Annotated in this window: 19 protein-coding genes; 1 reads left to right on the forward strand and 18 read right to left on the reverse strand. The window is 70.1% G+C overall.

The window, feature by feature from the left end:
* Nucleotides 1–29 precede the first annotated feature (29 nt).
* From ACWC2B_RS13195 to rpsB, 7 genes are all read right to left on the reverse strand, one after another.
* Nucleotides 30–1,130, reverse strand: coding sequence for a thiamine ABC transporter substrate-binding protein (locus ACWC2B_RS13195; RefSeq protein WP_450716568.1), 1,101 nt, complete (start codon nucleotides 1,128–1,130; stop codon nucleotides 30–32).
* A gap of 297 nt (nucleotides 1,131–1,427) precedes the next feature.
* On the reverse strand, nucleotides 1,428–2,540 hold the full coding sequence (gene rlmN / locus ACWC2B_RS13200; protein WP_450716569.1) for a 23S rRNA (adenine(2503)-C(2))-methyltransferase RlmN: 1,113 nt from the start codon (nucleotides 2,538–2,540) through the stop codon (nucleotides 1,428–1,430).
* A 169-nt stretch (nucleotides 2,541–2,709) separates the two neighbouring features.
* Entirely contained in the window at nucleotides 2,710–3,816 is a 1,107-nt protein-coding gene (locus tag ACWC2B_RS13205; protein ID WP_450716570.1) for a phosphatidate cytidylyltransferase, read from the reverse strand.
* Nucleotides 3,816–4,373, reverse strand: coding sequence for a ribosome recycling factor (frr, locus tag ACWC2B_RS13210; protein ID WP_120727660.1), 558 nt, complete (start codon nucleotides 4,371–4,373; stop codon nucleotides 3,816–3,818). Before frr ends, ACWC2B_RS13205 begins: the two co-directional genes overlap by 1 nt.
* 124 nt (nucleotides 4,374–4,497) lie before the next feature.
* Nucleotides 4,498–5,286 (reverse strand): UMP kinase, encoded by a 789-nt coding sequence (gene pyrH / locus ACWC2B_RS13215; protein ID WP_450716571.1) that lies wholly within the window; start codon nucleotides 5,284–5,286, stop codon nucleotides 4,498–4,500.
* 159 nt (nucleotides 5,287–5,445) lie between these two features.
* Nucleotides 5,446–6,282 carry a translation elongation factor Ts gene (tsf, locus tag ACWC2B_RS13220; RefSeq protein ID WP_114040439.1) on the reverse strand — a complete coding sequence of 279 codons (837 nt, stop codon included), beginning with the start codon at nucleotides 6,280–6,282 and terminating at the stop codon, nucleotides 5,446–5,448.
* A 120-nt stretch (nucleotides 6,283–6,402) separates the two neighbouring features.
* The gene (gene rpsB / locus ACWC2B_RS13225) at nucleotides 6,403–7,311 is read right to left on the reverse strand and encodes a 30S ribosomal protein S2 (protein ID WP_450716572.1); all 909 of its coding nucleotides are present in this window, start codon (nucleotides 7,309–7,311) and stop codon (nucleotides 6,403–6,405) included.
* 292 nt (nucleotides 7,312–7,603) lie between these two features.
* Between rpsB and ACWC2B_RS13230 the strand changes: the two genes are divergently transcribed.
* Nucleotides 7,604–8,071, forward strand: a complete 468-nt coding sequence (locus tag ACWC2B_RS13230; protein WP_450716573.1) for a M23 family metallopeptidase — start codon at nucleotides 7,604–7,606, stop codon at nucleotides 8,069–8,071.
* Nucleotides 8,072–8,143: 72 nt separating this feature from the next.
* Here ACWC2B_RS13230 and ACWC2B_RS13235 read toward each other — a convergent pair whose 3' ends face one another.
* From ACWC2B_RS13235 to lepB (ACWC2B_RS13285), 11 genes are all read right to left on the reverse strand, one after another.
* Nucleotides 8,144–8,701, reverse strand: a complete 558-nt coding sequence (locus tag ACWC2B_RS13235) for a TetR/AcrR family transcriptional regulator (protein WP_450716743.1) — start codon at nucleotides 8,699–8,701, stop codon at nucleotides 8,144–8,146.
* A gap of 82 nt (nucleotides 8,702–8,783) precedes the next feature.
* Nucleotides 8,784–9,626 carry an RNA polymerase sigma factor WhiG gene (gene whiG, locus ACWC2B_RS13240; protein WP_450716574.1) on the reverse strand — a complete coding sequence of 281 codons (843 nt, stop codon included), beginning with the start codon at nucleotides 9,624–9,626 and terminating at the stop codon, nucleotides 8,784–8,786.
* A gap of 242 nt (nucleotides 9,627–9,868) precedes the next feature.
* On the reverse strand, nucleotides 9,869–11,035 hold the full coding sequence (gene dprA / locus ACWC2B_RS13245; RefSeq protein WP_450716575.1) for a DNA-processing protein DprA: 1,167 nt from the start codon (nucleotides 11,033–11,035) through the stop codon (nucleotides 9,869–9,871).
* Nucleotides 11,032–12,648 (reverse strand): YifB family Mg chelatase-like AAA ATPase, encoded by a 1,617-nt coding sequence (locus ACWC2B_RS13250; RefSeq protein ID WP_450716576.1) that lies wholly within the window; start codon nucleotides 12,646–12,648, stop codon nucleotides 11,032–11,034. Before ACWC2B_RS13250 ends, dprA begins: the two co-directional genes overlap by 4 nt.
* 1 nt (nucleotide 12,649) lies before the next feature.
* Entirely contained in the window at nucleotides 12,650–13,024 is a 375-nt protein-coding gene (locus ACWC2B_RS13255; protein ID WP_450716577.1) for a YraN family protein, read from the reverse strand.
* A gap of 189 nt (nucleotides 13,025–13,213) precedes the next feature.
* Nucleotides 13,214–13,522, reverse strand: a complete 309-nt coding sequence (locus ACWC2B_RS13260) for a DUF2469 domain-containing protein (RefSeq protein ID WP_003965949.1) — start codon at nucleotides 13,520–13,522, stop codon at nucleotides 13,214–13,216.
* Between the two features lie 55 nt (nucleotides 13,523–13,577).
* Nucleotides 13,578–14,063, reverse strand: coding sequence for an NUDIX hydrolase (locus ACWC2B_RS13265; protein WP_450716578.1), 486 nt, complete (start codon nucleotides 14,061–14,063; stop codon nucleotides 13,578–13,580).
* 4 nt (nucleotides 14,064–14,067) lie between these two features.
* A complete protein-coding gene (gene lepB, locus ACWC2B_RS13270) occupies nucleotides 14,068–14,811 on the reverse strand; it encodes a signal peptidase I (RefSeq protein ID WP_450716579.1) in 744 nt (247 codons plus the stop codon).
* A 103-nt stretch (nucleotides 14,812–14,914) separates the two neighbouring features.
* Nucleotides 14,915–15,769 (reverse strand): signal peptidase I, encoded by an 855-nt coding sequence (lepB, locus tag ACWC2B_RS13275; protein WP_450716580.1) that lies wholly within the window; start codon nucleotides 15,767–15,769, stop codon nucleotides 14,915–14,917.
* Complete coding sequence (gene lepB / locus ACWC2B_RS13280; protein WP_450716581.1) at nucleotides 15,714–16,910, reverse strand: signal peptidase I; 1,197 nt, start codon at nucleotides 16,908–16,910, stop codon at nucleotides 15,714–15,716. Before lepB (ACWC2B_RS13280) ends, lepB (ACWC2B_RS13275) begins: the two co-directional genes overlap by 56 nt.
* Nucleotides 16,903–17,676: a signal peptidase I gene (gene lepB / locus ACWC2B_RS13285; protein ID WP_450716582.1), complete on the reverse strand. Its 774-nt coding sequence runs from the start codon at nucleotides 17,674–17,676 to the stop codon at nucleotides 16,903–16,905. The genes lepB (ACWC2B_RS13280) and lepB (ACWC2B_RS13285) overlap by 8 nt, the downstream gene beginning before the upstream one ends.
* Nucleotides 17,677–17,731 lie beyond the last annotated feature (55 nt).

Raw genomic sequence — 17,731 nt, forward strand, 5'->3', positions numbered from 1 at the left:
CCGCACCGCGTTCTGCCGCAGTTTCGGGCCTACTTCAGGACGAGCGAGGACCACGTCTTGACCCACTGGTCACGGTTCTTGGCGATCTTGTCGGGGGCGACGGTAGCCGAGTTCGTGATCTTCGCGCCGAACTTGGTGAACTCCGGGGGGACTGCCGCGTCCTTGGCGACCGGGTCCACGAACATCTGGAGCGGCATGTCCTCCTGGAACTTCTTGGAGATCAGGAAGTCCAGGAGCGCCTTGCCGCCGGCCTCGTTCTTGGCGCCCTTGAGCAGGCCCGCGAACTCGGTCTGGCGGAAGCAGGTGCCGGTGGCGACGCCGGTGGGGGCCTCGGTGGGCTTCGGGTCGGCGTAGATCACCTCGGCGGGCGGGCTGGAGGCGTAGGAGACGACCAGCGGCCGGTCGCCCTTGGCCTTCTTGCCGCCGGCCGAACCGGAGAAGTCCGTGTTGTAGGCCTGCTCCCAGCCGTCGACGACCTTGACGCCGTTGGCCTTCAGCTTCTTCCAGTAGTCCTGCCAGCCTTCGTCCCCGTACTTGGCGACAGAGCCGAGCATGAAGCCGAGCCCCGGCGAGGACGTCGCCACGTTCTCCGTGACGAGCAGGTCCTTGTACTCGGGCTTGATCAGGTCGTCGAAGGACTGCGGGGGGCTGAGCTTCTTGTCCGCGAAGTACTTCTTGTCGTAGTTGACGCAGATGTTGCCGGTGTCGACGGGCGTGACCCGGTGCTTGTCCTTGTCGAGCTGGACGTCCGCGGGCACCCGGTCCAGGCCCTTGGCCTCGTACGGGGTGAAGACGCCGTTGTCGAGGGCGCGCGAGAGCAGGGTGTTGTCGACGCCGAAGAACACGTCGCCGCGCGGGGAGCCCTTGGTGAGGATCTCCTGGTTGAGCGCGGCGCCGGCGTCCCCGCTCTTGAGGACCTTGACGGTGTAGCCGGTCTGCGCGGTGAACGCCTTGAGCACCGGGTCGGAGGCGGCGAACGAGTCGTGGCTGACCAGCGTCACGGTCTTGCCGCCGGACCCACTGGCTTCGCCGGACGTCTTCTTGCCGTCCGAGCCGCCGCAGGCCGCCAGGGTGGTGACCCCGAGGGCGGCGGCGACCGCACCGGCCGCGAGCCTCTTGGTACTGCGCATTTCTTCATTCCTCCTGGACATGACCAGGAAGAGACGCGGCCCTGCCCGCACGACGGCAGGTCGTGCGGGCAGGGCGCAACAGCTTGAGTAATCGCCGAACTTCCTACCCCGAATGACCGGGGCAAGGTTCAGAGGGTCTGCGGTCCGTATCCCTTGCGGGTACCGCACTCTCAGCGCTGTGGCGCTCCCCTGTCGGAATATGCAGATGTTTCCAGCCAGGTTACACGGGGGCTGCGACGGGCCCCCGGCCGTTTCGCCGTTCGGACTCCGGCCCCCACGGACTCCAGCCCCTGCGGACTACCGCTCGGAGGCGGCGAGCTGGCCGCAGGCTCCGTCGATCTCCTGGCCCCGGGTGTCGCGGACGGTCACTGGCACGCCGTGGGCCGCGATGGCCTCGACGAACGCCTTCTCGTCCTCGGGCCGCGAGGCCGTCCACTTGGAGCCCGGCGTCGGGTTCAGCGGGATGAGGTTGACGTGCACCCGCTTGCCCTTGAGGAGCCGGCCGAGCAGATCGCCGCGCCACGCCTGGTCGTTGATGTCGCGGATCAGGGCGTACTCGATGGAGATCCGGCGCCCGGACTTCTCGGCGTACTCCCACGCCGCGTCGAGGACCTCGCGGACCTTCCAGCGGGTGTTGACGGGGACGAGGGTGTCGCGCAGCTCGTCGTCGGGGGCGTGCAGGCTCACCGCCAGGCGGCACTTGAAGCCCTCGTCGGAGAACTTGTGCATGGCGGGCACCAGGCCCACGGTGGAGACGGTGATGCCGCGCTGGGACAGGCCCAGGCCGTCCGGCTCGGGGTCGGTGAGCCGGCGGATGGCGCCGACGACGCGCTTGTAGTTGGCGAGCGGCTCGCCCATGCCCATGAAGACGATGTTGGACAGGCGGGCAGGTCCCCCGGGGACCTCGCCGTCGCGCAGTGCCCGCATGCCGTCGACGATCTGGTGCACGATCTCGGCGGTCGACAGGTTGCGGTCCAGGCCCGCCTGGCCGGTGGCGCAGAACGGGCAGTTCATGCCGCAGCCGGCCTGCGAGGAGATGCACATCGTCACCCGGTCCGGGTAGCGCATCAGGACGGACTCGACGAGCGTCCCGTCGTGCAGCTTCCACAGCGTCTTGCGGGTGGTGTCGTCGTCGCAGGAGATGTGGCGGACCACCGACATCAGGTCGGGCAGCAGCTCCTCCTGGAGCCGGCCGCGCGCGGCGAGCGGGATGTCGGTCCACTGGGCCGGGTCGTGGGCGTACCGCGCGAAGTAGTGCTGCGAGAGCTGCTTGGCGCGGAACGGCTTCTCGCCGATCGCGGCGACGGCTTCCTTGCGCTCGGCGGGCGAGAGGTCGGCGAGGTGTCGCGGCGGCCGCTTCGCTCCGCGAGGTGCGACGAAGGTGAGTTCTCCCGGGACGGGGCGTGCCATGAGCGGTATCTCCTCAGTACGACGAGGCCGGGCGACCTCCGCTGACGCGGAGCAGGCGACGATACGGAGCCGAAGCCAGGAGACCTCACAGGATCACCCCGCAGTCGCGGGGCCGAAAAGGGCGCGTCGCTCGCGAGCGACGCGCCCTTCAAGGGTAACCGGCGCCCGGTCAGCCCGTGCCGACGAAGACCACGAGCAGCAGCCACACCACCGGAGCCGTCGGCAGCAGGGAATCAAGCCGGTCCATGATGCCGCCATGGCCCGGGAGCAGGGTGCCCATGTCCTTGATGCCGAGGTCCCGCTTGATCATCGACTCGCCGAGGTCGCCGAGCGTGGCACTGGCCGCGACCGCGAGGCCGAGCAGCAGGCCCTGCCACCACGTGCCGTCGTCGATGAGGAACTGCATGCACAGCGCGCCCGCCACCATCGCGAACGACACCGCGCCGAACAGGCCCTCGCGGGTCTTCCCGGGGCTGATGCGCGGCGCGAGCTTGTGCCTGCCGAAACGCCAGCCGACCGCGTACGCGCCCGTGTCGCTGACCACGGTGAGCAGCAGGAAGACGAACACCCGCCAGGGACCGTCGTCCGCGGTGAGCAGCAGCGCGACGAACGTGGCCAGGAACGGCACGTAGAACGCCGCGAAGACGCCCGCCGTGACGTCCCGCAGATAGCCCTCGGGCGGCTCCGTCATCCGCCACACGAGCACCGCGAGCGAGGTGAGCGCCATGGCGACCCAGGCGCCCTCCGCGCCACTGACGTACCCGGCGACGACCATCGCCGCGCCGCCGACCGCGAGCGGCACCAGCGGCGCCTTGATCTGCTTGCGTTCCTCCAGGCGGCTGGTCAGCTCCCACAGCCCGACGACCACGGCGACCGCGATGACCCCCACGAAGACGGCCTTCACGATGAACAGCGACGCGAGGATGACCGCGCCGAGCCCCACACCGACCCCTATGGCGGCCCGCAGGTCGCGGCCCGCCTTCTTCTTCTCCGGCTGGGCGGGCACGGGCGGCACGGGCGGAGGGCTTGCCATGGGCTCCTGCGGCGTCTCGTCGCGGAAGTCAGGGCCGCCCGGCAGAGCGGCCCCCAGATCACGTTCGCGTTCCACGGCGCCTCTGCCCGCATCGGGCAGGACGGGCATCTGTTGTGTCCGCGACACGGGCGGGGCGTCATACGCATCGTATGCAGGCCCCGCCGGGAACGCCCCCTGGGAAGGCCCCTCGGGGGTTCCCCAGTATTCGGGTCTCGGCGGAGCCCCCCAGGAAGAGTCGTTCATCAGACCTCTAGCAGCTCGGCTTCCTTGTGCTTGAGCAGCTCGTCGACCTGCGCCACGTACTTGGCGGTGGTGTCGTCGAGTTCCTTCTCCGCACGGCGGACCTCGTCCTCGCCGGACTCCTTGTCCTTGACGAGCTTGTCGAGGGCGTCCTTGGCCTTGCGGCGCACGGCGCGGATCGACACCTTGGAGTCCTCGGCCTTGGTGCGCGCGACCTTGATGTAGTCCTTGCGGCGCTCCTCGGTCAGCTCCGGGAAGTTCACGCGGATGATGCTGCCGTCGTTGCTCGGGTTGACGCCGAGGTCCGAGTCGCGGATGGCCTGCTCGATGTTGCGCAGCGCGCTCTTGTCGAACGGGGTCACCACCGCCATGCGCGGCTCCGGCACGGAGAACGAGGCGAGCTGGTTGATCGGCGTCAGCGCACCGTAGTAGTCCGCCACGATCTTGTTGAACATCGCCGGGTGCGCACGCCCGGTGCGAATCGCGGCGAAGTCCTCCTTGGCGACCACGACGGCCTTCTCCATCTTCTCCTCGGCCTCGAGGAGGGTTTCTTCGATCACCACTTGCTCCTGCATGTCTTGGGTGGGCCGGGAGTTCTCAGTGCGACCTGAGCGCTTGGGCCCTGGATAACCAGCGTCTTTCCCTGCACGGTGTCCGACCGGCAGGGGATTGTCCATCCCCCGGTCAGGCCCGGGTGCCCTGGTCGCTCACGAGCGTGCCGATCTTCTCACCCTTGACGGCGCGCGCGATGTTGCCGGCCGTCAGGAGCTCGAAGACGAGGATCGGGAGGTTGTTGTCGCGGCACAGGGTGATCGCGGTCATGTCGGCGACCTTCAGGTCCCGGGTGATGACCTCGCCGTACTCCAGCGCGTCGAACTTCACCGCGTCGGGGTTGACCCGGGGGTCGGAGTCGTAGACCCCGTCCACCCCGTTCTTGCCCATCAGCATGGCCTCGGCGTCGATCTCCAGGGCACGCTGGGCGGCGGTGGTGTCGGTGGAGAAGTACGGCATGCCCATGCCTGCGCCGAAGATGACGACGCGGCCCTTCTCCAGGTGGCGTACGGCCCGCAGCGGGATGTACGGCTCGGCGACCTGCCCCATCGTGATGGCGGTCTGGACGCGCGAGTCGATGCCCTCCTTCTCCAGGAAGTCCTGGAGGGCGAGGCAGTTCATGACCGTACCGAGCATGCCCATGTAGTCGGAGCGGGCCCGGTCCATGCCGCGCTGCTGGAGCTCGGCGCCCCGGAAGAAGTTGCCTCCGCCGATGACGACGGCGATCTGCGCACCGTCCCGGACGACTGCGGCGATCTCGCGGGCGATGTTGTGCACGACGTCGGGATCGACACCGAGCCCCCCACCGCCGGCGAACGCCTCACCGGAAAGCTTCAGCATGAAGCGCCCGGCCACCTTGCCGTCATCGCGCTTGTGGTCGGCCGAGTGATCGGCCTTGGTGGCGTCCGCGCCCTGATTCATGGGGATCTCCTCGTGCACATACGAAGAAGGCCATTGCCGGTGGGTACTCGTAGTCCCTCGGGCAATGGCCTCCTCGTCAGATCTGCGGTCGTCCGTCGCGTGCGCGGCCGACGACTGCCTCAGACCCTAGCGGGGTCTAGTGTCGAACGCTGAACAGACTCAGATGCCGACCTTGATGCGCGAGAAGCGCTTCAGGGTGACACCGGCCTCCTTCAGAACCTGCTCGACGGACTTCTTGTTGTCCAGCGCGTACGGCTGGCCGAGCAGCGTGGCGTCCTTGAAGAAGCCGTTGACGCGACCCTCGACGATCTTCGGGAGCGCGGCCTCCGGCTTGCCCTCGGCGCGGGTGGTCTCCTCGGCGACGCGACGCTCGGTCTCGACGACCTCGGCCGGAACGTCCTCACGGGTGAGGTACTTCGGCGCGAACGCGGCGATGTGCTGCGCGACACCCTTGGCGACCTCGGCGTTCTCCTTGTCGAACTCGACGAGGACACCGATCTGCGGCGGCAGGTCAGGCATGGTGCGGTGCATGTACGCGGCCACGTAACCGCCCGTGAACTGCGCGAAGCGGTCCAGGACGATCTTCTCGCCGAGGTTGGCGTTGGCCTCGTCGACGAACGCCTGGACGGTCTTGCCGGCCTCGATCTCGGAGGCGAGCAGCGCGGCGATGTCGGCCGGGGAGGTGGCGGCGACGTGCTCGGCCAGCTTGGCGGCGACGGCCTGGAACTTGTCACCCTTGGCGACGAAGTCCGTCTCGCACTTCAGCTCGACGAGGACGCCGGAGGTCTTGTCCTCGGAGATGAGGGAGACGACGGCGCCGTTCTCGGCAGAACGGCCCTCGCGCTTGGCGACGCCCTTCTGACCCTTGATGCGCAGGGCCTCGACGGCCTTGTCGACGTTGCCGTCGGCCTCGTCCAGGGCCTTCTTGCAGTCCATCATGCCGGCGCCGGTGAGCTCACGGAGCTTCTTGACGTCAGCGGCGGTGTAGTTCGCCATGAGTCTGTGTTTCTCTCTCGGAGTCGATGAGATCTACGAAGATCTGCGGGGCTACGGGTCGACGGCGGGGGCTTGTGGCCCCCGCCGTCAACTACCGAACCTGTGGGTCCCTGTGAAGGGTCAGGCCTGCTCGGCGTCCGCGGCCGGAGCCTCGGTGGCCTCGACGGTCTCGGCAGCAGCCTCGGCCGGCTTCTCGGCCTCGGCGGCCGGAGCAGCCTCGGCCGCGGGGGCCTCGGCGTCGTCGGCCTTCTTCTCACCCTCAAGCAGGTCGCGCTCCCACTCGGCGAGCGGCTCGCCGGCCGCCTTCTCGCCCGGCTTCGAGTCGCCGGTCGCAGCGCCGGAGCGGGCGATGAGGCCCTCGGCGACGGCGTCGGCGATCACGCGGGTGAGCAGGGTGACGGAGCGGATCGCGTCGTCGTTGCCCGGGATCTTGTAGTCGACCTCGTCGGGGTCACAGTTCGTGTCGAGGATCGCGACGACCGGGATGTGGAGCTTGCGCGCCTCACCGACGGCGATGTGCTCCTTCTTGGTGTCGACGATCCAGACGGCGCTGGGAACCTTCGACATCTCGCGGATACCACCGAGGGTCTTCTCCAGCTTGGCCTTCTCACGCGAGAGGACCAGGAGCTCCTTCTTGGTGAGACCCGAGGCCGCGACGTCCTCGAAGTCGATCTGCTCAAGCTCCTTGAGGCGCTGCAGACGCTTGTAGACGGTGGAGAAGTTGGTCAGCATGCCGCCGAGCCAGCGCTGGTTGACGTAGGGCATGCCCACGCGCGTCGCCTGCTCGGCGATCGCTTCCTGCGCCTGCTTCTTGGTGCCGACGAACATGATGGAGCCGCCGTGCGCGACGGTCTCCTTGACGAACTCGTAGGCGCGGTCGATGTACGACAGCGACTGGAGCAGGTCGATGATGTAGATGCCGTTGCGCTCCGTGAAGATGAAACGCTTCATCTTCGGGTTCCAACGACGGGTCTGGTGACCGAAGTGGACGCCGCTTTCCAGCAGCTCCCGCATCGTGACGACGGCCATGGCCGTACTCCTTGAGGTACTCGGTTACCGCGGCCGCCGGTCGGCTGCCGCGCCTGACGCCCCGGTGCGCCATGCCCTGAACCCTGTGCGGGTAAGGACCGAGAGGCGCGGCCGGCGATGGTGGTGAGACCGCCGGCGGGGCGTGCGAAGTCGATCCGGTCACCCGGATCGCCACAAGAAGTGTACGGGACCCGCGCAGTGCCGGGTGACGGCGCTGTCCACAACCCGCCAGTACTCCACAGCTCAAGGCCAAGATCCCCACCGGCCGCCCGCTCCCGGGAACCTGTTCCCCATGTACCGAGCACTCCTGCTGGCACTGACCGCCGCCGCCACCTGGCCGGTGATCCCGCCGGCCATCGTCCACCCATGGGCCCCGCCCGCCACGCCCTACGGCCCCGGCCACCGAGGCATCGACCTGGCCGCACCCCCAGGCACCCCGGTACGCGCGGCCGCCACGGGCCGGGTCACCTTCGCCGGCCAGGTAGCAGGCCAAGGAGTCCTGACCATCACCCTGCCGGGCACAGCCTCCCCACCCCTGAGAACGACGTACGAGCCAGTACAGGCCCAAGTGACCGAAGGCACCGAGGTAACCGCCGGCCAGATCGTGGCCACCATCACGGACACCCCGACCCACTGCCCGGACGGCTGCCTGCACTGGGGGCTACTCAGGGGCGACATCTATCTGAACCCGCTGCTGCTCCTGCACCGGGCGACCCCGTCGCGGCTGCTACCGGTGGTGGGGGTGGTTGAGCCGGGGTGAGGGGTGGGGTGGGGGTTGGGGGGGCGGGGGTTGGGGGGGCGGGGGGCCGGGGGGGGGAGGCCCCCAGAACGTTCAGCCCTTGACGCCCCGCAGGGCCATCGCCACCGCCGCGTCCGCGATCGCGGAGGGGGGTTCCGCCGCACCCTGTTCGATGCGGCGGACCGCTGCGTCGACGATGCCCTGGAGGAGGAGGGCGGCCAGGCGGGGCTGGTCGTGGTTCAGGTCGGCCAGGGCTTCGACGATCATGGCGATGAGGCCGCCGTGGGCGGCTCGGATCTTTTCGCGGGCGCCTGCGTCGAGTTCGCTGGCCGAGATGGCGACGACGGCCCGGTGGCGCTGGTCGCCGACGAGGCCGAGCTGGTGGCGTACGTACGCCTCGACCTTGCCCTCGGGGGTTTCGGCCCGCTCCATCGCGCCTTCGATCTCGGCGGCCCAGAGCGGGAAGTCGACGGCGCAGAGTTCCTCGACTACCGCGGCGCGGGAGCGGAAGTACTCGTACACGGACGAGCGGGCGAGGCCGGTGCGCTCGGCCAGGGCGGGGAAGGTCAGGGCTTCCGTCCCGCCTTCGGACAGCAGGGAGCGTGCGGCGTTCAGCAGGGCGTCGCGCTGCATGGTGCGGTGCTCGGCCACGGAGGCCGCTCGGATCCTGGGCACTGTTCCACTTTACGGCCGAGGTGCCGGGGAGATCGGCCGGGACGATTCGCCGGGCCCCTCAACGCCCGACGTCAGCCAGTTTGGCCCTCAGCTGGAGCACCGACTTCGTGTGGATCTGGCTCACCCTGCTCTCGGTGACGCCGAGCACGTTGCCGATCTCGGCGAGGGTGAGGCCTTCGTAGTAGTAGAGCGTGACGACGGTCTTCTCGCGCTCGGGAAGCGTGTTGATGGCGCGGGCGAGGAGTCGGCGCAGTTCGCGGTCCTCGGCGACTTCGACGGGGTCGTCGGCGGAGGTGTCCTCAAGGGTGTCCATGAGGCTGAGCCGGTCGCCGCTCTCGCCGCCGACGTGCAGCAGTTCTTCGAGGGCGACGACGTTGGCGAGCGACAACTGACTGAAGACGGCGTGCAGTTCCTCGACGGCGACGCCCATCTCGGCGGCGACCTCGGCCTCCGAGGGGGTGCGTCTGAGCTGTGCTTCGAGGGTCGCGTAGGCGCGTTCGACAGCGCGTGCCTTCTGGCGCACGGAGCGCGGGATCCAGTCCAGGGCGCGCAGTTCGTCGATCATCGCGCCGCGGATCCGGGTGATCGCGTACGTCTCGAACTTGATGGCCCGTTCGATGTCGAACTTCTCGATGGCGTCGATGAGTCCGAAGACTCCGGAGGAGACGAAGTCGGCCTGTTCGACGTTGGGCGGCAGGCCCACGCTCACACGTCCCGCGACGTACTTCACCAGGGGCGAGTAGTGCAGGATCAGCTGCTCGCGCAGCCGCTCGTCGCCGGTGGCCTTGTACGACCGCCACAGCTCGTCGACGGACGAGGGCGCCGGTGGCCGCACGGTGCCGCTGCCGCGGGCAGCCGGGGGCGCTGCCGTGCGATCAGACCCGGAGGTGTGCTGGGGCATGCGTTGCCTTGAGCCGTTCTGCTGTGACGTGAGCGGGGGCTGTTTCCGGTAGGGGATCCTCGTGAGCGTAGCGTGACTGAGCTGTCGCGGTGCGCGAAGGCGGGGCGATCGGACGCGCTCGCTCCGGTCTGTCGCGGCGCAGGCGCAGGTGGGGGCGGTCGTGCGGCGCGTCGGCCCCGAAAGCGCTGTCGTGCGGACCGCGGTGGACATCGCCCCTCACCTTGTCACCCGAATGCCCCAGGTCAAGCACCGCCTCGCCGCGCACCGGCCGGGTGGCGGGCGCCGGCCGTCAACTTCCAGGCGTCGCCGACGCGTTCGACGAAGCCGAGGGAGTGCAGTTCGTAGAGTCGGCCGAGTGCTTCGTCGGTGCTGGTTCCGGCTTCGCGGGCCAGGTCGCGTGCGGCCGCGGTGCCGCGGGACGGCAGTGCTTCCAGTACGCGGGCCGCGTCGGGGGCGAGGAGGTCGCGGGGCAGTACGGGTCCGCGCCGGGCGGGTGCGAGTTCGCCCATGTCTCCGACGAGTTCGACGACTTCCGCGGCGTCGGTGACCAGGACGCCTTCGCCGCGCAGGAGTTCGTGGACGCCGGCCGAGAGCCCGCTGGTGGCGGGGCCGGGGACGCCCATCGTGAAGCGGCCGAGCTTCTGTGCGGCGCGGGCGGTGACGAGCGAGCCGCTGCGGTATTCGGCTTCGACGACGACGGTTCCTCGGGTGAGGGCGGCGATGACACGGTTGCGCAGGATGAACCGGCTGGGGGTCGGGTGGTCGCCGGGTGGCAATTCGCCCACGAGGAGGCCTTGTTCGGCAATGCGTCCGATCAACTCGGCGTGGCCGCGCGGGTAGACGACGTCGACTCCGCAGGCGAGCACGGCGATGGTGGCTCCGCCGGCGGCGAGGGTGCCGCGATGGACGGCCCCGTCGACGCCGGCGGCCGCCCCGGACACGACGACCCATCCTTTCTCGGCGAGGCCCGACCCGAGGACCGCGCCCATGTGGGCTCCGTAGGGTGTGCAGGCTCGGGCGCCGACCACGGCGACGGAGCGCAGGGCCCATATCCGCAGGTCGCTGTGGCCCCGTACCCATAGTCCGATGGGCTGGGCGTCGGCGAGGTCGTCGAGTTGGCGCGGCCATTCCTCGTCACCAGGTACGAGGAATCTGGCGCCCACGGCCGCGGCGGTCGCCAGGTCGCGTTCGGGGTCGGCCAGGGCGGCTCGGCGCCGGTGGCTGTCGAGCCGGGCGGGGCTGGCGCCGGGCAGGTCGCTGTCGGGGCCCTGGGGGTCGGTGAGGCGGCGCATGAGGTCGACGGCGCCGTAGGTGCGCAGCCAGCGGCCGCCGCGTTCGTCGCCGGGTTCGATGACGCGGGTGAGGGCGGCTCTGGCGAGGCGGTCGGTGCCGGCTGCCGTGGCGTTCACGGGGTGCTCCCGACCGGCATGGGGGCGCCTCGGGAGATGCCGGTGCGCAGTTCGAGGGCGAGGGCGACGTGGCCCGCGTCGGGGCGGTCGTCTCCGGCGAGGTCGGCGATGGTCCAGGCGACGCGCAGGACGCGATCGAGTCCGCGTGCGGTGAGCAGGCCGCGTTCCATGTCGCGTTCGGCGCCGGTGAGGGCGCCGGGGGCGGTGAGCCAGCGGGTGCGCAGTTCGTGTCCGGGGACTTCGCTGTTGTTGTTCCAGGGGGTGCCGTCCAGGCGGGCGGCGGTGCGTTCCCGGGCGGCGAGGACGCGTCCGGCGACGGCGCTGCTGGGTTCGCCGCGGCCGCCTCCGCCGAGGAGGTCTTCGCGGCGTACGGGTTCGACTTCGACGCGGAGGTCGACGCGGTCGAGGAGGGGGCCGGAGAGTCTTGCCTGGTAGCGGCGGATCATGGAGGCGGGGCATTCGCAGCCCGCTCCGTGCAGGGTGTGGCGGCCGCAGGGGCAGGGGTTGGCGGCGAGGATCATCTGGAAGCGGGCGGGGAGCCGGATGACTCCGGCGCTGCGGGCGATGACGACGCGTCCCGATTCGAGTGGCTGCCGCAGCGCGTCGAGGGCTTTGCCGGCGAATTCGGGGGCTTCGTCGAGGAAGAGCACTCCTCTGTGGGCGACGGAGACCGCGCCGGGGCGGGGGAGGCCGTTGCCGCCGCCGACGAGGGATTGCATGGTGGCGGAGTGGTGGGGGGCGCAGTAGGGGGCGCGGCGGACCAGGGGTTCGCCGGGCGGGAGGATGCCGGCGACCGAGTGGACGGCGGTGACTTCGAGGGATTCCTGGCGGGTGAGGGGCGGCAGGATGCCGGGGAGCCGTTCGGCCAGCATGGTTTTGCCGGCTCCGGGTGGGCCGGAGAGGAGAAGGTGGTGGCCGCCCGCGGCGGCGATTTCAAGGGCGGCGCGGGCTGCGTGCTGGCCTGCGACGTCGATGAGGTCGAGGTCGCCGTCGCGCGGGCCGGCGGTCAGTCCGGTGCCGGCTCCGGCGCCGGGTACGACGAGTCCGGCGAGCATCGCGTCGGGGCGTCCCTTCTCGGCGGGTTCTTCTTCGGGGACGGGTTCGTCGGTGAGGATGGCGACGAGTTGGCGCAGGCTGCGCACGCCCAGGACGGAGATGCCGGGGACGAGGGCGGCTTCGGCGGCGGTCTGTTCGGGGACGACGACCTGTTCGTAGCCCGCTTCGGCCGCGGCCAGTACGGCGGGCAGGATGCCGCGTACGGGCCGTACGCGTCCGTCGAGGCCGAGTTCGCCGATCATGACGAGGTCGGTGAGTTCCCGGGGGTCGATGCGTTCGGCGGCGCCGAGGATCGCGGTGGCGATGGCGAGGTCGAAACCGCTGCCGCTTTTGGGGACGGATGCCGGGCTGAGCCCGACGGTGAGCTTCTTCTGCGGCCAGGTGTCGCCGGAGTTGACGATGGCGGCCCGGACCCGGTCGCGGCTTTCCGCGAGGCTCTTGTCGGGGAGTCCGACGAGGGTGAAGGCGGCGACGCCGGGTTCGAGGTCGGCCTGGACCTCGACGACGACTCCTTCGACGCCGACGAGGGCGACCGAGCAGGTGCGTGCGAATCCCATGTCAGGCCACCCCCCGCACGTGTTCGGCCCGTGGGGCGCCTTTGCGGGGCAGTACGACGCCGACGAGGTCGATGCGTACGCCGCCGGGCGGTGGTCCTCCGTGGTCGGCGAGCCAGTGGCCGGCGAGGCGTTTGAGCCGGTCGGCCTTGGCCGGGGTGACGGCGGCCATGGGGTGTTCGTAGCCGCCGGTCCTGCGGGTCTTGACTTCGCAGATGACGAGCACGGTCCCGCTGGGGGACGTGTCGCTGGCGACGATGTCGATCTCGCCGGTCCTGCCGCAGCGCCAGTTGCGTTGCAGGACCGTCATTCCGGCCGCTTCGAGCAGCCGTACCGCCAGGTCTTCGCCGTATTTTCCGAGTGCTCCGCGAGCGTTCATCCGGCACCACCTCCGGCACCGACTGTCACGTATCCGGCGCCAACAAGTGGATCTTGGTGGACAACCCTTCGGTTGTGGAAAAACCCGCCACCCGAAGGTGCCCATCTGCCCTCCGCCGAAGGGGCCCTCAGCCGAAGGGGGCCCCGCCTCTCGGCGGAAGACGGCCCCCGCCCCTCGGTGGGAGGCGGCTCAGCCGCCCGGCAGTTCCAGGTCGCTCTTGTTCAGCTCCTCGATGTTCACGTCCTTGAATGTGAGGACCCGTACCTGCTTGACGAATCTGGCCGGCCGGTACATGTCCCACACCCAGGCGTCCGCCATCGACACCTCGAAGAAAACCTCGCCCTGGACCGAGTGCACCTGCATCTCGTAGTCGTTGGTGAGGTAGAAACGCCGCTCGGTCTCGATCACGTATTTGAACAGACCGACGACGTCGCGGTACTCCCGGTAGAGCTTCAGCTCCATCTCGGTCTCGTACTTTTCGAGGTCCTCGGCGCTCATGGCATGTTCCCCTTCAGCCGTGCGTCCCCCTATTGTGCGTCAGCCCCCTGGGCCCCTAAACGATTTCCGGGGCCAGGACCACCGGCGCGTGCGGAGGACCCTCGTCGAGCAGCGTGCGCAGCAGCTCGGCGAGCCTGGTCGGGTACACCGTCTCACGCGCCGCTGACAGTTCGGCGGAGGTCCACCACCTCAGCCCCGCGGTACTGCGCTGCTCCAGCTCCGTCAGGCCCGTGGGGGCCGCCTCGGTCTGGGTGGTGCGGGCCAGGTAGTACCACTCGTCCTGGTCCCAGCGGCGCCCGTCGAAGGGGAAGGAGCACATCCGCTGCCACAGGACGGGGCCGAGTTCGACGTCTGTGATTCCCGTCTCCTCCGCGAGCTCGCGCAGGGCCGCCTCGGCGCGGGTCTCGTCGCCCTCCAGGCCGCCGCCGGGGGTGAACCACCAGGTGTCGGCGGGGTCTTCGGGCTCGTACCCGTGCATGAGCAGGATGCGGTTGTCCGGGTCGAGCAGGACGACCCTGGCGACCTTGCGCGGTTCGGTCACGGGTTCACCTCCCGACGGGCGAGGTGGCGCGGGCCCTGCGGCGCCGGGCGAGGCCGGCGATCGGCCCGTGGAGGGCGCCGGCCAGGATCAGCACCGCGCCGGCCACGACGGCGCCCAGGACCAGTTTCAGCGGGCCGGGCTGTGAGATGCCACCCGGCATCGCCTCGAAGCCCGAAGGGCGCCCCAGCATGCCGTCCATGGGCCAGGCGATGGCGTCCACGCGGGCGGACACCGCGGACAGCGGGACCGAGCCGTTGGTGGCGTCGTCCAGGTGGACCCGGGAGTCCAGCGAGACGTAGCGGTCGTCGCCGAGCAGGAAGACCTGCCCTTGGGGGACCTTGGCGTCGAAGGACGAGGCGGAGGCGGGGGTCTTGCCGTGCAGATACGGTTCCTCAACCGGTTGGCCGTTGACGGTGAGCTTCCCGTCGGTGCCGCAGCACTTCACGGTGTCGCCGCCGATGCCGACGACGCGCTTGACCATGGGCATGTCGCCCCAGGTCTTGTCGGTGAACACCACGACGTCGCCGCGCCGGACGTCACCGCCGGATATGCGCTGCGCCAGTACCCGGTCGCCTGCCTTGACGGTCGGCGACATGGACTGGGTGGGCACGGTGTACGGCTTGTACTGCACGGCGCCCCAGGCGAAGCCGCCGAGGAAGAGAACACAGCCGACGGCCACGGCGAGCCCCGACAGCACGCTGCCGACACTGCGGCCGTGGCCGTCGTGGTCCAGTCCGTTACCGCTCATCGCAGCGCTCCCTTGCCGGCAGCGCCCCGGGTGCGCGCGGCAGCCCGGGACCCCGGAGATCGACATTCCGGGACCGCACCCTACCCGGCGGTACGCCGCCAGGTCAGCCCTTGGCGACCGGGCTTTCCGCCTTGACCTGCGCTTGAAGGAGCTTGCGGCGCCGCCACAGGACCATGGGCACCGCGCCGACGAGGCCGAGGGCGGCGGGCGCCGCCGTGCCCATCGCGCTCAGGCCGGGCTGGTCGAAGGTGTCCGGGACGCCGAGCCAGTCAATGCGGTTGAGCGGCCAGGCGATGGTGAAGGCGCGGCCGACGACCTCGTCGGTGGAAACCGTGCCGCCACCGGTCAGTTCCTGGTGATAGCGGGAGTCCAGCGAGTTCTGGCGGTGGTCGCCCATCACCCAGATCCGCCCCTTGGGCACCGTGATCGGCCCGAACGGCATGTCGTCGCAGGCGCTGTCGCCCGGGTAGATGTACGGCTCCTTCAGGGCCTTGCCGTTGACCGTGACGGGCCCGCCCTTCTTGCACTCGACCTTGTCGCCGCCGACCGCGATGACCCGCTTGATCAGGTCCTTCTCCTCGGCGGACGGCATCAGGCCGATGAAGCTGAGGAACTTCTGCGCGGCGTTCGGGTTCGGCGTGGGTTCGCCGTCGAGCCAGCCGCCCGGGTCGTGGAACACGACGACCTCGCCGCGCTGCGGCTCGGCGCCGAACCACGGGGTCAGTTTGTCGACGAGCACCCGGTCCCCGCGTTGCAGGGTGTCCTGCATCGAGTCCGAGGGGATGGAGAAGGCCTGCACCAGGAACGTCTTGATCAGCAGGGCCAGGACGAGCGCGATGCCGACGAGGAGCGGCAGTTCCTTCCAGAAGGAACGCGGCTTCTTGGGGGCGCGGCCCTCGCCGTCACCGGGTACTTCGCCGCCGGATCCGCCGCCCTGCCCGCTGTCCTGCGCCGGCACGGTGTGCTCGGTCGCGGGGCTGTCCGCGGGTCCCGCGGAGGCCTGCCCCGCGGCGGGTCCCGGGGAGGAATCGGCGAGCTGGTGCTCCGGCCGCTCCTCCGGCTCTTCGCGTCCGGATCGTGCGCCGACCGCCAAATCCCCCACATCCACTCCTCACTCTGTGCCACCGCCTGGCCCGTACGAGGCTCAGGCCCACCACTCCCATAACGAGCGGGAGTTCCGCAGGGGTCGGGGGCTGGGTCGCTTGGTCCGGCTCCGCCGCCGGATCCCGGGACGACACCCTATGCGACATACCGAGGGCCGAGCCGCCGGGCGCGGCGGGCACCGACTCGAATGCGGGCGGCACCTCCAGCCTGCGCCAGTGCGAGAAAGGCCAGGCCACGACCACTGCGCGGCCCACCACCCCGCTCACCGGGACGGTGCCCTGGTAGCCGTCGTCGAGGTGGTAGCGGGAGTCCGCCGAGTTGGACCGGTGGTCGCCCATGACGAAGATCCGGCCCTGGGGAACCTTTACCTCGAATTGGATGAGTGAGGGCGGATTCCCGGGGTGGACGTACGGTTCGTCGAGCGGCCGGCCGTTGACGGTGATCTTGCCGTCCTTGTCGCAGCACTTGACGGTGTCGCCGCCGACCGCGATGACGCGCTTGATCAGGTCCTGCTCGTTGTCGGACGGCAGCAGGCCGATGAAGGTCAGGCCCTGCTTGACCTGTTTGACGACGACGGGGTCCTCGCCGGTGGCCGTTTTCTGCTCGCCCTTGAGCCAGCCGCCGGGGTCCTTGAACACGACGACGTCGCCCCGCTCGGGCTTCGAGCCGAACCAGGGGGTGAGTTTGTCGACGAGAACGCGGTCGCCGATGGTGATGGTCTGCTGCATCGAGCCGGAGGGGATCACGAAGGCCTGTACGAGGAAGGTCTTCAGGACGAGCGCGATGAGCAGTGCCACGACGATCAGGAGGGGTATTTCGCGCACCGCCGACCTGCGTCTGCGCCTCTTGACCTTGCGGGCGAGCCTGCGCCGCTCGGCGCGGCCGCTCTGGCCGCGGCGGCCCGGGGCGGCCGCGGCGGACGTGGGTCGGCTGCCGGTGGGCAGCGGCTGGTCGTGGGCGGGGGCACTGGAGCGCGGCCGCCCGCGGCTACCCATGTCCCCCGCCCGGGCTCCGTACGCCCGCGAAGGCGCCGGAGCCGCCCATCGACGTCCAGCGGCCGAACGGCCAGCCGATCCAGTCGGCCCGTCCGATGACCCGCTCCACGGGCACCATGCCGCCGCCGGGGTCGCCGAGGTGGTCGCGGGAGTCGCTGGAGCGGGAGCGGTGGTCGCCGAGGACCCACAGGGTGTTGTCGGGTACGACGATGTCGAAGGGCACCTGGGAGGGGCTGTCGCCGGGGTGCAGATAGGGCTCGTCGACGGCTGTGCCGTTCACCTGGATCCTCCCCCGTTGGTCGCAGCAGACCACGTGGTCTCCGCCGACGCCCACGACGCGCTTGACGTAGTCGGTCTCGGCGGGCTCGGTCAGACCGAGGGCCGCACCTGCTGAACGCACCGCACGCCTCAGCGGGTTCCCCTCGGCCCCTTCTCGTACGAAGGAGCCCCGCCCGTCGAAGACGACGACGTCGCCGCGCTCGGGCGTGCCGCCGAAGCGGTAGGCGAGCTTGTTGACCAGGACGCGGTCGCCGACCTGCAGCGTCGGTTCCATCGAGCCGCTGGGGATGAGGAAGGGCTGCACCACGAAGTGGCTGAGCAGGAGCAGGAGAACGACGCAGAGCGCGATCAGCGCCCCGGTCTTGCGCCAGGGCCCTTCGAGGTGGCCGGCCAGGGCGGTGAAACGCGCGGAGCGCGACCGTTCCGCGGGCCCCGGATGGGGGGCGGCGGAAGGGTCGCGCTCCGTGTGTCGTGCTTCGGTGTCCATCGGGGCCAGAGCTTATCCGGCCGCCGTCAGACCCGTACGCGTGTGTGAGCCGGGG

The organism is Streptomyces sp. NPDC001415 (genome assembly GCF_053597395.1).